This is a genomic window from Bdellovibrio sp. HCB290, assembly GCF_047305925.1.
GTDB lineage: Bacteria > Bdellovibrionota > Bdellovibrionia > Bdellovibrionales > Bdellovibrionaceae > Bdellovibrio.
Genome location: NZ_CP178620.1, coordinates 348,649 through 362,280, shown reverse-complemented (window position 1 = coordinate 362,280; position 13,632 = coordinate 348,649). Strand labels below are relative to the sequence as shown.

The window sequence follows — 13,632 nt, the reverse complement described above, 5'->3', positions numbered from 1 at the left end:
GCTCTAAATTCCAGTTTTGAGAGCCTGAATCAACCACAAAATGGTGGAAATTGCGCAATTTGGCGTCTTGAAAATCAATTGAAACAAAAAACAAACCCCCAGTGGCTTTTACCACCGGGGGTTGAACGCTTAGCATTCTTTACCTTAGACCTAGCCCAAAAGCTTCAGTGCCAATTGCTGGGACTGATTCGCCTGACCTAGAACAGACACACCTGCTTGCAACAAGATGTTATTTCTTGTCATCTCAGAAGTCTCTGCTGCGACGTCAGTGTCTCTGATTCGCGAGTTCGCGGCTGACAAGTTCTCATCTGCGATCAACAAATTGTTGGATGTTGATACCAGACGATTTTGTAGCGCACCGAAGTTCGCACGAATCGCATTCACCGAAGTCAAAGCGTTATCGATCAAGCTCAAGCTCGTTTGAGCGCCCTCTTTGGTTCCAACAGACTCTGCTGTCAATCCCAAGGAGTCCAGTGAGGAGTTTGCCGCACCGGCGTTGAAGCTAATACGATCCTGGAATGGATCATTGTTAACACCAACTTGAATATCGATCATTCCGCCCGTTCCGTTAAGAAGTTCGTATCCGTTGAATTTCGTTGATTCAGTTACACGCTGAATCTCGGACTTCAATTGTTGATACTCAACATCCAGGAACTTTCTTTCTGTTTCACCGATAGTGTCAGAAGCTGCCTGCACACCCAACTCTCTTAAGCGGATAAGCATGTTAGAAACTTCGTTCAAACTACCTTCTGCAACCTGTACTAGAGAAATACCATCGTTGGCATTTCTATTAGCCTGGCGCAAACCACGAATTTGGCCTTTTAAATTTTCAGAAATCGCAAGTCCCGCAGCATCGTCAGCAGCTTGATTGATTCTTTGACCAGAAGCCAATCTCGCCATTGATTTATCAGCGTTAATTCGTGTCATGTAGAGGTTTTTTTGTGCATTCAATGCTGACACGTTTGTACCAATTCTTAATCCCATTCTATCCTCCGTGTATCATGTTTCTTCCTCCGTGAAGTGCTGCCATCCATTGGCAAAAGGCGCGATCCGTGCACCTGTTAATTAATAAATTGTCGGCTTGCGATAGAAGCTGACGCTTAACTTATCGGAAATCTAATGAAACAGCTCGAGTCCAGTTTTCACCAAAATTTTTATTTTTCTTATGAAGGATTTTTTTCAAAATAATGAGTGTGCAAGGCACACGAAAGAACAAAAAGGCACGACAAGAAAGTCGTCATCAACAGCAAGATTTGCCGTCAGTAAAAAATCTAAAATGTGGTACCCCACATTGCTGTGGGGCCACTTCGCAGGAAACAGATCAATATATCAGCTCATAAATAGAGCTTCGGGCTTGTATACACTCGGAACCGCCACCGGGGCAGCGATTCTCTTGAGGGTGATCTTGATCATTGAAGATAAGATCGGGAACCGGAATCTTTTCGGAAGTCTGAGTCTATGCCCTGACATCGCTGTCAGAGCTCGTCAAACTTATGAGAAAGATTTGTTCAAGAGTCCAAGTGCTGTATTAGCTTGTTGGTTCGCCTGTGCTAGTACGCTAGTACCTGCTTGCAACAAGATATTATTTCTAGTCATTTCTGATGTCTCTTCAGCTACATCCACATCTCTGATACGAGAGTTAGCGGCTGACATATTCTCAACTGAAACTTGGATATTCGAAACAGTTGATTGAAGACGATTTTGGATCGCACCGAAGTCTGCGCGCATTGCAGAGACACTCACGATCGCTTGATCGATTGCTGACAAAGCATTCTGTGCTGAAGCTTTATCCGCAACTGACGTCAAGTTTACACCAAGTGCTGCAGAGTTTGCGTCTGCTTTTGATGCGTCGAAAGAGATACGGTCGATTTCAGGATTATTTCTAGTACCTACTTGGAAGTCCAAGATGGAACCAACACCCGCCAAAAGTTGAGTTCCGTTGAACTCTGTACCCTCTGCGATACGGTCGATCTCAGATACCAATTGATCATACTCCACATTCAGGAACTGACGCTCAGTCGGTCCGACCGTGTCAGAAGCTGCTTGTACAGACAATTCTCTTAGACGAATCAAGATCCCAGAGATCTCATTCATCGAACCCTCAGCCACTTGGACTAGGGAGATACCGTCTTGAGCATTTCGTGATGCTTGTTTAAGACCGCGAACCTGAGCTTTTAAATTCTCAGAGATCGCTAGACCGGCGGCATCGTCGCCTGCTCTATTGATTCGGAATCCTGAAGCAAGCTTTTCCATGCTCTTATCAAGACCGATCTTCGTGCCCCACAGAACTCTCTGTGCATTCAACGAAGCTGTGTTCGTGTTAATTCTCAAACCCATAATTCCTCCTCCTTGAAGATTTACCGAGCTTCGATCCTTGAAGCTCGAGGCACCTTACTGGTGCCGTTGGGTAGTTCATCTCTCCCCTTACTGATCGGTGTGTCTCAGAATTCCTAAAGTGATACGTCTCAAAAAAATGCAGATCTAGCCTAAAGACGGGCCACGATGCGGCGTAACTAATTGAAATTACTACAAATCGATAATACAGAATTCTGTATCTAGACCTTCCAAAGTGTCTCACGACTAGGGCTAGTAGCCCCGCCCTGGCCTTAAAAAAGGGCCTTTTGCCATTATTGACAGCCCACTTTCTTAACCACATATATAGACAAGCCATTTCGCGGAGGTTTTTAGTGGAAATTAGAGATCCTATTCACGGTTCGATCTATTATGCAGAGCCTGAAGTAGCCATCTTAGATACAGCTGAATACCAACGCCTGCGCGCGATCAAACAACTTGGTTTTTCCGAGATGAGTTTTCCTGGCGCCACTCACAATCGCTATTTGCATTCTGTGGGCGTGGCTCACATGGTGGGAAGAGTTTTTGATTCTATCTTCCGCATTTATCCGTTTTCAAAACCTTCTGTGAAAACTCGCTTGCGCCAAACAGTTCGCTTGGCAGCTTTGCTTCACGATGTCGGTCATGGTCCCCTGTCACATACAACTGAAACTGTGATGCCGGCTTTGTCAGAGCTTGAAATCAAACTCTATGATGAAGAGCTTAAGTACGGAGATGCTGCTCACACAGTGATGTATAAAAACCGCCGTGCGAATCATGAAGACTACACAATCAAGTACGTCACTGATTCCAACATCTCTGAAACGATCAAAACGAACTTCACTGACATCGATCCGATTTACATTGCTTGCTTGATCGATAAGGCTTTGCACTGCCCGGATGACTTCTTTATCGATAGTGGTGTGGACTTCCGCCCTATTCTTTCGCAATTGGTTTCAAGCGAGATCGATGCGGATCGCATGGATTACCTGGAACGCGACTCTTACTTCTGCGGAACGAACTACGGTAAGATCGACTCCCATTGGTTGATTCAAAATATGACCTTCCACCGCGTGGAAGATAAACTGTATTTGGCACTAAACCGCCGTGCGCTTTATTCCTTCGATGACTTCTTGATCTCTCGCCATCACATGCATTTGATGGTTTACGGTCACCATAAGAGCATCATTTACGAAGAGATGTTGAATCGCTATCTAACGTCCCCGGATTGCACATTCAAATTGCCTGGTAAAATTGAAGAGTACACTTTGTACAATGACTACCGTCTGCATGAACACTTGCGTTCTGCAAATAATCCTTGGGCACAAAGAATTGCACAACGTCGTCCATTTAAGGTTTTGCTAGAGCAGCATAATACAACTGAATCCGATCGCCCTGAGATGGTTAAGAAAGCTTTGGAAAAAGAAGGCTTGGAAGTGATCTGGGCATCGTCACACGCTCGTTTGTCAAAATATCACTCAGCATCTCCGGAAGAGCGCGCATCCCAAATCTTCGTCGTCGACCAATTGGATCCTTGGAGCCATCCAACTCCGATCAATCAATCGACTGAAATCTTCCGCCGCTACGAAGGCACTCGTATCATCGATCGCCTTTATGTAGCTCCTGAAGAGTTCGAGAACGCTGATAAAATCCTGCGCACAATTAAAATATAATTAAAAGCCCTTCCAAAAGAAGGGCTTTTTCTTTTAGGATATCTCTATGAGCAATATTCACTTCAAAGTTATTTCCTGGGAAGAGCTTGGCCCGATCCAAGACTTGCATTTTAAGAAAATGTTTTCAAATCGTGCGGAAATGCCAACCTTTCCGGTTTCCAGTGAACATAAAGATCTAATTCTTGGACGCCGCAAAAAGTACGCACCTTGGGAGCTTTTAGTAGGTGTCTATGATGGCAATGAAGCTATCGGCTGGCATGTTGGGAATGCGACAGATGCAGAAACTTTCTATATGCGTAACTCTGCAATTCTTCCTGAGTATCGCAGCAAAGGAATATACGCAGCCTTGTTAAATTTCATTTTAACTGAGCTGAGCAAAGAAGGCTTTCAGGTTGTCACCAGCATCCATCACGGCAACAATCCTGCCGTCCTAATTCCAAAGCTCAAAAAAGGTTTTGTTATTTCCGGAAGTCAGTTTCACGAGAAGTTCCGTTTTCTGGTCGAACTTAAATACTTCTTCGATCCGGAAAGAAAAAAGGCCTATGGAAAATCCATGGGCCTTGAGCTCTAATCGCAGTATCTCTTTTATTCCTGCATCCAGTGACCGTCGAACTCAGTTCCAGATTTTTGATTAACATACACGACTAACGGTTGCGCCGGCAGAACCAGACTTATCTGGTGACCTTGAGAGTCTTCCGCTACGATTGTCGCTGCCAGATCAAAAGAGCTAAAGATTCTATTTAATGACTCTGGTTCGTCAGTCATTGCATCAAAATGAAGACTCAATGGGGCACAGTGCTTCGCCCACTGCTCTGAGAATTGATTTAAAATTGTCTTGTGAAACTCTGGTCCGTACTCTGTGCCATTCTCTGTAAAGAGAATTACATAAGCATATAGTTCTTTACACAGAGAGATACTCGCTCGATCCAACTCATTCTGTTGTATGACCGTTCCGTATTTACTGTAAGAGGTATTTACAACTTTAAATTCTAATTGAGATCCGAATACAGCCGTAGTTTTTAAATCCTCTAAAGGCTTAACATGGCCCCGCACCACATGTCGTTTTCGCAGAAAACAATCCAGGTCATCGACTCCTTCAAATTGAATAGCGGGAGCTTGAGCCTGACCTATTCGATCAAAAAGGCGACTGGTTACATCATCGGACTTCAGCGCCGACTTAATTATTTGCAATCGGCTTTGTTGTTTTGAAAACTCTTCCTGCTGACTGATTAAAAGATTTCGAAGATGCTGACGAAGGGTCTCCTCAGTCTTGCCATCTTTTAAAATGCTGGATATTTCATTAAGAGAAAACCCAACCTCACGCATCGACTTGATACAAAGAAGATCTTCGACATCTTTGTCCGTATATTCACGATATCCATTTTCAGATCTTTGTGGGGAAAGCAACCCGAGGTCTTCGTAATGACGAATCATTCGTCGAGTTAAAGAGGTCTTAGCTTCAACATCACTGATATTCATATTGAGCTCCTTTCAGACCATCTTCATGTATTACACAATGTCACACTCAAGGATTTATTTCTTTAGAGCTTCCATATGACGATCTTCCGCCTCAATCCAGGACTTTAGATGATCTGTCAGTTGTGGGCGTTCCGAAGTTACACCAACTAAATTGATAAGTTCTTCTGTCGTGACCAATCCACCTGATTTTTTCAGGAATCTGGCGCGAATCATTCCGAAGGCGACGGGTTCGCCTTTCACAATAAACTTGTGTTCAATGTAAGTGTACTTCTCATCCCAATAAGCCAATCGAGTGCTGATCTGGAATTTTTGAAATGGCTTGATGGATTTTTTAAAACGCATGCGTTCTGAAACCACCACCGGATACCAACCATTCGCATTCATCTTGGGCATGGCCCCCATGCGAATCATATAATCAACACGAGCCAAATCCTGCATCGAAAAGTAAACGCCATTATTGATGTGCCGAAGAACATCTAGATCCGTTGGCCAGCAACGATAGGGAGTTAAGCACTCGTCCATTGCTCCCACCTTCGAACGAAAGCGGGAGAACAGAAGCGTATATAGCAGACGAAAAATAAGATTCATCGAACCACCGGATTAGGAAAGAGAGAACTTCTGACCGTTCATCGTCGCACCCATCGGGCTGACTAGGAACGCAACAGTCTGAGAGATCTTGTCTGCTTCAGTGATTTTCAAAGAAGGATCAATCAGTTTCATCTTTTCCATCGCTTCCTTGATGGATTTTGATTCAGGATCGTGAGCCAGGATGTATTCTTCCGTCAAAGCAACAGTCAAAGTATTCACGGTCACGTTAAACTCTGAAGTTTGCTTTGCCAAAGCTTCGGCGAAACCAATAAGACCGGTACGTGCCGCCTTGGCCATAACGTCTTCTTTGATTTTTGCGACCGGAGAATCGTTCAACAAGAAAATGATACGACCTTTTTTACGACTCTTTAGATATCCCAATACAGACTGGGTGATCATCAGTGGCAATTTCAAATGACGATCCAGCATTTCATCAACTGAATCGATCCCGCCATCCAAACGAATGGGCGTCGGTTTTTGAATCATATTGGCATCAATGAAAATATCCAGACCACCAAAAGTTGTTGCGGCTTTACCGACAGCATCTTTGATTTGCTCTGGAGTTTTTAGTTCGGACTGAATCGCCATCGCACGACCGTATTTGTCGCTGATTTCACGAGCGTCATTGATTTGATTGATAAATGGTGATGCCACTGTTTTATCCGGATCAAGGATCACGCAATCGGCACCCATACGAGTCAGATTCATCACGATGCTGGAAAGTGTAGTCGTCATGGGCCCTGCGATCAGAGCCACTCTTTGATGTAAATTCAGGCTGTTTTCCATTAGCTTCCTAACTTAGATGCGTTCGATGATGATGGCGATACCTTGTCCGCCGCCGATGCAGGCAGAACCCAATGCGTACTTAGCGTTACGACGATGAAGTTCATAAACCAGATGATTCATGATACGAGTACCAGAAGCACCCAGTGGGTGACCTACCGCAATCGCGCCACCGTTTACGTTGGTTTTTGCAGGATCAAGACCCAACTCTTTTTCCACTGCCAGGTATTGAGCAGCGAAAGCTTCATTTACTTCAACCAGGTCCATTTGCTCCAATTTCAAACCCGCTTTTTCCAGCGCCTTGCGAGCAGCGCCTGCAGGACCGATACCCATAATGCTTGGTTCACAACCGACAGAGGCATAGCTTACGATGCGAGCCATTGGTTTAAGACCAAGTTCTTTGGCTTTGGATTCACTCATCAACAGTGAGCAAACCGCACCGTCAACGATTCCCGATGCGCCAGCTGCTGTAACAATACCGTCTTTTTTGAAGACAGGTTTCATGGTCGCCAATTTTTCCAAAGTCGAATCTGGTTTTGGATGTTCGTCTTTATCCACCACCACTGTGCCCTTGCGAGTTTCGATGGTCACAGGAGCGATCTCTTCAGCGAAGTAGCCTTTATCAAAAGCTGCTTTGTAACGGGTTTGCGATTGAATGGAGTATTTATCCGCCATCTCGCGAGTGATATTGTATTTCACTGCCAGATTTTCTGCCGTAATAGCCATCGGAGTTCCTGAGTAGGAATCCGTCAATGCAGAGTTCATCATGTCTTCAAGTTCGAAGTTCCCCATGCGCATACCATCGAAGCGGACTTTTCTGGCAACGTAAGGAATTTGCGACATTTGCTCGACACCGCCAGCAAGTACTGCTGTGGCCTCGCCCGTTTGAATCATTTGTACTGCATTCACCCAAGCCTGGAAACCGCTGCCGCAAAGACGATTCACACCCAAAGCACCAACTTCAACTGGTACGCCGGATTTCAAACCGATATGACGTGGAAGATAAATAGCATCAGGGGCAGATTGAATGACGTTGCCGAAAACAACGTGATCGATTTTGTCTGCGGAAACTTTTGCGGCTTCAAGAGTTGCTTTTGCGGCAACTACTCCAAGCTCAGTTCCAGAGACATCTTTAAGAGTTCCGCCGAAGGCGCCGAAGGGAGTTCTTTTACCAGAGATAAATACGATTTTTTCCATGGAATAAGCGTAGACTTATTACCACCGCCAAGCAAGACCAATCATAGCCAGACTATCGCGTCTTGTTCCCTTATGACTGAGGACGAGATCCTTATCGGCGAAGACTTTTTCTTTGAATTGAACTTCTGTTTCAGAAGCGACAGCACGATAATTGACGGCGGCATTTAACCAGCCTTTATATTCCATTTTTGCCAGGGCTTGGAATGCTTCCACGCGGAATGAAAACCTGTGGGAAGTCCCCTGCTCGGTAGATGATGGAACAACAACATCCGTTTTTAAAGTTTCCTGAGTTTCTTGAACAACTCGACCTAATAGACTTTCCTGAACAGTGTCGGAATTGAACCATAGATTAAAGGTTCGATCAGCGATTTTTCCCATCATAGATGAGGTTGTTTCTGAATCCAAACTATCGGTGGGGATTACTTTTCTAACGTCTTCTTGCGTGATCTTGGGAGTTACATTATCCACGGGAATGGTCAGCTTTTTAGTAGTTGAAAGCTCAACGCCCGCCATGCACTTTCCAGCGCACAACAAAGTAGAGACAAAAAATAGGATAGACCAAACAATTCCCATAACTAAGTTCCTATACAAATAGCGTTCCACTTTTAGACCTCAAAGTCCTCTTAAATTAGATTTCAAATGCAAATAACAAGGGGACCTTACGAAACCAGTGCAAAAGGTGCCTTTTGTCGCATCAGTTGTCGTCATAATGACACCAGTCTTCGGTTTTGTTTCAACCTGGGACGGGTTTTGCACCAGGCTTGATGGTCTGACATTTTGCCGGGCGAGGTCCGTCTTACCAATGAGTGTTTTCAACGAGTTACCGTTAAACACTTGCTGGAAAGTAGCCCAATTGGCCGACAAAAATCGTTAGTCGTTGATTTGTTCGACATTGAGTACAGGAGATGCGTTTATGTCTAAATTGAACGTTAAAAAATGCGCGCTAAGCGCCGTTCTTTCAATTGGTTTTCTGACCCCCCAATTGCCGCATCAGGCTTTTGCGAATACCGCTCCTTCTTCATTTCCGATTGATCTATTTGATATCGGCGATTCGAACACCACAACTACAACGACAACTCCGGCTGAGCAAAACCGCGAGCAAAAAGGTGGAAACCAAGGAGGCGGTCGCCCTCAAGGTAACCCCCAGAAGCGCCCCCAACTTCCATCCGGGAATAATGGCAATAACAACAATAACAACGGTAATAACAACAAACCAAACACCCAACCTTCACAAAACTCGATGAGAGCCGTGAAAGTTCCAGTGGAGTTCAGCTGTAATCTATTTGAAAGCTCCTCAACAGCGGCCCTGAATCAAGCACTGACTGACATGACCAGTGAGATTCGCAGTAAAGGTCAATGTACTACGGATGGCTCTGCAGATCGCCTGCAAAAGGATACAGAATCCATCCGTAAAAACGTCGCTGCTCTACAAAAAATGATGAACTCGAAAACCGTGGCTGAGGTCGATTACACTCAATTGTCCAACGCAATGACTGACACGATGAATGCAACGACCTCCATCGGAGACATGCTTAGCAATAATTCATTTTTGAATTCTTCTTGCGGTCGCGATTCCATGCAAAGCGGTAAAGCCCTTTTGGCTTTCAATCAGTTGATTGATGGTTTGGCACCAATGGCGCTGTTTGCCGTATCTTTGGCACCAACGTTGGCGCCGGCATTGCCATTCGTAATCGGTGGAGCTGTGGCGACCAAAGGTATCACAGCACTGACGCAAATGTTTGAGCAGGAACAAATCGACATGACTAAGAAAGACAACCGCCTGGCTGTGTTTCAAAATACGTGTCAATACATTAAGATCGTCAAAAAAGTTCGCTTCCTGCAATTGACAGCAGATCGCAACTTCACTGAATTCAACACTTCTTTGCAGAATGAATTTCCTTTGTACAAGGCCAGCTTGACCAACAAAATTCAAGCATCTGAGTTCTCCACGGGCATTCAGTCCAAATACGAGAAGGTTAAGAAGCAGTATATTTTGGATATGTCGAATTTCAGAAACTTCGAAATCAGTTTCAATCGTGAAGCCTCTGAAGACGATGAAATGGCGATTTGCAGTTTCGGCCAAACAGCAATCAGACAGATTAAACAGAATCAGCAAAAGCTTAAGGAAGGCGACCAAAACCCGAACTTCACAAAATCGGTTTTTCCTGATTCCGTTTTCCAAAACTTAAAGGCGGCATTGAGCCTGGATACAACTCGCCAGATTCAACCGGTGAATGCGGATGCCCGTATCAATACGGTTGAGTACTATAAGAATGAGATTGAAAAATCCAGCATTCGCAATGCCAGCGACATCCGCATCTGTGCTCAGAATACTAAATCTTGGTTTAGCAACATCAAGAAGACCCTGGCCGAGATTGATCAGATCGTAACTGAAGGTCCACGTGATGCCTCGAATGGTGGCGGTGTTGTTATTGGCAAAACCGAACAGGATAAAGCTATCGAAGAAGGCGCTACTTTCCGCCGCGTGAAACGCGCACTTGAAGAAATCGCGAAAGACGACTCTGTCATCAACCGTTCTAACTTTTCCCAGGACGTTGCTGACCTAAAATCCGGTCTATTTGGTGGCAGAAACAACAAGAATCCTCCGGTGCTTTCATGGATTGATCACACGATGTCGGTTTACGATATCTCGATCGAAAACTTTAAAAAGGGCATCAGAAATTTGCAGATGATGTCGATGGTGGTAACAGATTCTGGTTCAAAAATCAGAAAGCATATCAGCCAGGTCACTGAAAAAGACATGGCCTTTGATGCTATTAAATATAGAGATGACAAGAAAATCGCAGCAGCACTTTCCAATCTGATTCCATCGAACCCACACATTGATGCGGATAGAAAAGAAGCGATCTGTTCGACTCTAAGAACAACATATTTTTACGCGATCGACGCCCGCGACCACTTATCTACGGTTCAGATTATGTGTGATATGATTTCGGGTGTGATTGATACATCTATGAACAGTAAAATCATCCAGGTTTGCAAAGGTGATCTTTTGATTCGTGGGACTACACCACTTCTGGTTAAAACACAGAAGGATCTTTTGTCCTTTGAAGCTCAGGCATTGAAGGTTCAGGATCGCCTGAAACAACTTCGCTGCCCGGTTTATCAGTAATCCAAAATTTTTGCTAAGGTGAAAGCGTGACCAAGTCCGGGTTCACCTTAGCGATTTCCACGATCTGCTCGCGGCTAAGTCCGGAAGCATTCGAACGAAACACCACCATGACCCCCGCCTGCACGAGTTCCTTCACATCTTCTTTGATAACATTTGAGTTTACATTGTAAACAAACGACCGGGCTTTGGCGAAATCCAGCAGATCCTGCTTTGCCAATCCCGCTGTGGCACTCATTACCACCAACTGCACACCCTGCTTCGCCAATTCGACGAGGTATTCCTTAGCTATACGATTGCTGTCCACGTACAAAACATAAGGACCGGACTTCGCTAACTCTGACAAATCTTCGCGGGTGTAGGTTGTTTTTGCAATCGAGATACCGACGTTCACATTGCCTGTTTTCAACAGATCAATCGTATCAAATTTATTGGTAAGGCCCGATTGGTTTTGGCAATAGTTCACTTTTGCCACTTTTGCGATTTCTTTTACATCGTAGATAGACGCAGAGCTACCGTCGGTACTTAAACAATCCGCAAATTGTGGAGGCAAAGCCGCCTGTGCTGCTGACGAAATTAATAAGAGCAAAGAGATCGAAAAAAGTACGCGCATAAAAACCTCCACAAAAGAATTGTAGAAGTCTTTAGGACATAAATCCAAACACTAAATTATGTTATTCATCCAGGATGTAGTTGATTGGGTCGACGGGTGTTCCATTGATGCGAACTTCGTAGTGACAGTGAGGACCTGTAGATCTGCCCGTATTACCCACGGCTCCGATCACGTCCCACTTACTGACACGTTGTCCGACTTGAACATAGATCTGTGACATATGACCATAACGAGTTGTTACACCGAAGCCGTGATCGATACTGACAAGTTTTCCGTAACCCTCGTCATAACTGCCAAAAATAACAACCCCGTCTGCCGGCGCGTAGATCGGAGATCCTGGTGCGGCTGCGATATCAAGACCTGCATGCAGTGTCGTCTTGCCGGTGAATGGCGAAGTTCTGTAACCGAAGCGCGACGTAATCCAACCCTTGGCAGGTTTCATGTTCGGAGTGGCATTCAGCAAACTTTGACGTTCAGACAAGCTCTCCCAAAGATCGATAACACTTTGTTCTTTAAGCTGTGTTTCCTTAACGGCTTTCTCGATACGAATTACCAGTGAGGCGTAATCCTTATCAGCGGTTTCATTCGCCAATTCACCCGATTGATCATTCAATGGATTCTTATTTGCAAAGGTCGCATCCTGTTGAGCCAACGCCTCCCCGTCTTCCCGGGATTCCATTGGTTCATACTCCTCGACTGGCTGATTAGGAGCAGGTTTTGGCCCCATGGTCAGCTTCGTAATACGATCTTCAGCATCAACGTTGGTGATCAACTTAAGTTTTGTGGTGAAGGTTTTCACACGCTCCAACGAGTTCTCCAGCGCGCTGACTTTACTTTCAACGATCTGGAACTGCTTGGTCAGCTGAGCATTCTCGGCTTTAAGACGTTTATTTTCCATGGCCTGTAATAACAAACCAAAATAGTCCACCATGCCGGCCGCAAAAATAATAATCACAACCGCGGAAATAAAGGATACAGCCTTCAGCCAAGCAGCAGAGAGCACCAATTTACGGGTTTTGCCCGTCTGGTTACTCACTATAAATAGCGTGACTTTCTTTTTATCCAAAAATTCCCCTATCCACTAACCGACTACTCGTAAAAATGAATCAACATAACAGTGACATTGTCGTCACCACCATTGGCCAGTGCTTGTTCTACACAGGCTTTAACCACTTTGTCAGGTTTATTCTTGTTCAGAATATCGCAAATTTTTGGATCTTCCACCAAACCTGAAAGGCCATCGGAACAAAGTAAAAACATTTCCCCGGGTGCTACTTCGCGTTCGATAATATCCGGGAAAGTTTCGCGCTCATATCCCACGCTGCGGGTGATGACATTGCGACCCACGAACTGACGAACTTGTTCTTCGCTCATCACGCCGGCGCGCAATTGTTCGTTGATCAAAGAATGATCTTCAGTGATCTGCCACAGCTGCGGCTTTTTATACATATAACAACGGGAGTCGCCAACGTTTCCAACATAAAGGTGACTACCGCGCAAGTACGCCATCACCATTGTGGTTCCCATTCCCGAAAGCTCGGGACGTTCGTTGGCTGCTTTATCAAAAATTCGACGGGAAGATTCTTCGTATGCCAACTGAATCATTTCGCGCGGAGAGCGATTGGATGCCCCGGGCTGCAGCATTATTTCTTCGACAGTCTCAACTGCCATGCTGGAAGCGACTTCACCGCCGGAATGTCCACCCATTCCATCGGCAACGACAAACAGCCCCAACTCTTTGTTGACGAGGCATGAGTCTTGATTGGATTCACGTCGAAGGCCTTTATCTGTTAAATACCAGCAGTCAAATTTCATAGAAGTTATATTCTCACCTAAAG

At 45.0% G+C, this 13,632-nt stretch carries 13 protein-coding genes; 3 read left to right on the top strand and 10 right to left on the bottom strand.

The features are described 5' to 3' along the window. Positions 1 to 150 precede the first annotated feature (150 nt). Positions 151 to 984: a flagellin gene (locus ACLVWU_RS01850; RefSeq protein WP_413576770.1), complete on the bottom strand. Its 834-nt coding sequence runs from the start codon at positions 982 to 984 to the stop codon at positions 151 to 153. A gap of 507 nt (positions 985 to 1,491) precedes the next feature. Next, entirely contained in the window at positions 1,492 to 2,337 is an 846-nt protein-coding gene (locus ACLVWU_RS01845; RefSeq protein WP_413576769.1) for a flagellin, read from the bottom strand. A 350-nt stretch (positions 2,338 to 2,687) separates the two neighbouring features. On the opposite strand from ACLVWU_RS01845, the gene ACLVWU_RS01840 reads away from it, so the two are divergent. Together ACLVWU_RS01840 and ACLVWU_RS01835 are read left to right on the top strand one after the other, a co-directional pair. Beyond that, positions 2,688 to 4,004, top strand: coding sequence for an HD domain-containing protein (locus tag ACLVWU_RS01840; RefSeq protein ID WP_413576768.1), 1,317 nt, complete (start codon positions 2,688 to 2,690; stop codon positions 4,002 to 4,004). A 46-nt stretch (positions 4,005 to 4,050) separates the two neighbouring features. Next, positions 4,051 to 4,575 (top strand): GNAT family N-acetyltransferase, encoded by a 525-nt coding sequence (locus tag ACLVWU_RS01835; protein ID WP_413576767.1) that lies wholly within the window; start codon positions 4,051 to 4,053, stop codon positions 4,573 to 4,575. A 14-nt stretch (positions 4,576 to 4,589) separates the two neighbouring features. Here the strand turns inward: ACLVWU_RS01835 and ACLVWU_RS01830 are convergent, their stop codons facing one another. The 5 genes from ACLVWU_RS01830 to ACLVWU_RS01810 are packed head-to-tail and all read right to left on the bottom strand — an operon-like array spanning position 4,590 to position 8,624. Then, positions 4,590 to 5,483: a MerR family transcriptional regulator gene (locus ACLVWU_RS01830; protein ID WP_413576766.1), complete on the bottom strand. Its 894-nt coding sequence runs from the start codon at positions 5,481 to 5,483 to the stop codon at positions 4,590 to 4,592. A gap of 54 nt (positions 5,484 to 5,537) precedes the next feature. Beyond that, positions 5,538 to 6,071, bottom strand: a complete 534-nt coding sequence (locus tag ACLVWU_RS01825; protein WP_413576765.1) for an acyl-CoA thioesterase — start codon at positions 6,069 to 6,071, stop codon at positions 5,538 to 5,540. A 12-nt stretch (positions 6,072 to 6,083) separates the two neighbouring features. Beyond that, positions 6,084 to 6,857, bottom strand: coding sequence for an SDR family oxidoreductase (locus tag ACLVWU_RS01820; RefSeq protein ID WP_413576764.1), 774 nt, complete (start codon positions 6,855 to 6,857; stop codon positions 6,084 to 6,086). A gap of 12 nt (positions 6,858 to 6,869) precedes the next feature. Further along, positions 6,870 to 8,051 carry an acetyl-CoA C-acetyltransferase gene (locus tag ACLVWU_RS01815; RefSeq protein WP_413576763.1) on the bottom strand — a complete coding sequence of 394 codons (1,182 nt, stop codon included), beginning with the start codon at positions 8,049 to 8,051 and terminating at the stop codon, positions 6,870 to 6,872. Positions 8,052 to 8,069: 18 nt separating this feature from the next. Beyond that, entirely contained in the window at positions 8,070 to 8,624 is a 555-nt protein-coding gene (locus ACLVWU_RS01810; RefSeq protein ID WP_413576762.1) for a hypothetical protein, read from the bottom strand. 340 nt (positions 8,625 to 8,964) lie between these two features. On the opposite strand from ACLVWU_RS01810, the gene ACLVWU_RS01805 reads away from it, so the two are divergent. Beyond that, positions 8,965 to 11,184 carry a hypothetical protein gene (locus ACLVWU_RS01805; RefSeq protein WP_413576761.1) on the top strand — a complete coding sequence of 740 codons (2,220 nt, stop codon included), beginning with the start codon at positions 8,965 to 8,967 and terminating at the stop codon, positions 11,182 to 11,184. A gap of 13 nt (positions 11,185 to 11,197) precedes the next feature. Here the strand turns inward: ACLVWU_RS01805 and ACLVWU_RS01800 are convergent, their stop codons facing one another. The 3 genes from ACLVWU_RS01800 to ACLVWU_RS01790 all read right to left on the bottom strand — a co-directional run bounded on the left by ACLVWU_RS01800 (position 11,198) and on the right by ACLVWU_RS01790 (position 13,609). Beyond that, positions 11,198 to 11,794, bottom strand: coding sequence for a hypothetical protein (locus ACLVWU_RS01800; RefSeq protein WP_413576759.1), 597 nt, complete (start codon positions 11,792 to 11,794; stop codon positions 11,198 to 11,200). A 61-nt stretch (positions 11,795 to 11,855) separates the two neighbouring features. Continuing rightward, positions 11,856 to 12,860, bottom strand: coding sequence for a M23 family metallopeptidase (locus tag ACLVWU_RS01795; protein WP_413576758.1), 1,005 nt, complete (start codon positions 12,858 to 12,860; stop codon positions 11,856 to 11,858). A gap of 23 nt (positions 12,861 to 12,883) precedes the next feature. Next, complete coding sequence (locus tag ACLVWU_RS01790; RefSeq protein WP_413576757.1) at positions 12,884 to 13,609, bottom strand: Stp1/IreP family PP2C-type Ser/Thr phosphatase; 726 nt, start codon at positions 13,607 to 13,609, stop codon at positions 12,884 to 12,886. Positions 13,610 to 13,632: the final 23 nt, after the last annotated feature.

What these genes read in the sequence shown, in the direction of transcription:
- ACLVWU_RS01825 (WP_413576765.1), bottom strand. Translation starts at nt 6,071, where the DNA reads ATGAATCTTATTTTTCGTCTGCTATATACGCTTCTGTTCTCCCGCTTT.
- ACLVWU_RS01800 (WP_413576759.1), bottom strand. Translation starts at nt 11,794, where the DNA reads ATGCGCGTACTTTTTTCGATCTCTTTGCTCTTATTAATTTCGTCAGCA.
- ACLVWU_RS01815 (WP_413576763.1), bottom strand. Translation starts at nt 8,051, where the DNA reads ATGGAAAAAATCGTATTTATCTCTGGTAAAAGAACTCCCTTCGGCGCC.
- ACLVWU_RS01850 (WP_413576770.1), bottom strand. Translation starts at nt 984, where the DNA reads ATGGGATTAAGAATTGGTACAAACGTGTCAGCATTGAATGCACAAAAA.
- ACLVWU_RS01810 (WP_413576762.1), bottom strand. Translation starts at nt 8,624, where the DNA reads ATGGGAATTGTTTGGTCTATCCTATTTTTTGTCTCTACTTTGTTGTGC.
- ACLVWU_RS01790 (WP_413576757.1), bottom strand. Translation starts at nt 13,609, where the DNA reads ATGAAATTTGACTGCTGGTATTTAACAGATAAAGGCCTTCGACGTGAA.
- ACLVWU_RS01845 (WP_413576769.1), bottom strand. Translation starts at nt 2,337, where the DNA reads ATGGGTTTGAGAATTAACACGAACACAGCTTCGTTGAATGCACAGAGA.
- ACLVWU_RS01835 (WP_413576767.1), top strand. Translation starts at nt 4,051, where the DNA reads ATGAGCAATATTCACTTCAAAGTTATTTCCTGGGAAGAGCTTGGCCCG.
- ACLVWU_RS01805 (WP_413576761.1), top strand. Translation starts at nt 8,965, where the DNA reads ATGTCTAAATTGAACGTTAAAAAATGCGCGCTAAGCGCCGTTCTTTCA.
- ACLVWU_RS01820 (WP_413576764.1), bottom strand. Translation starts at nt 6,857, where the DNA reads ATGGAAAACAGCCTGAATTTACATCAAAGAGTGGCTCTGATCGCAGGG.
- ACLVWU_RS01830 (WP_413576766.1), bottom strand. Translation starts at nt 5,483, where the DNA reads ATGAATATCAGTGATGTTGAAGCTAAGACCTCTTTAACTCGACGAATG.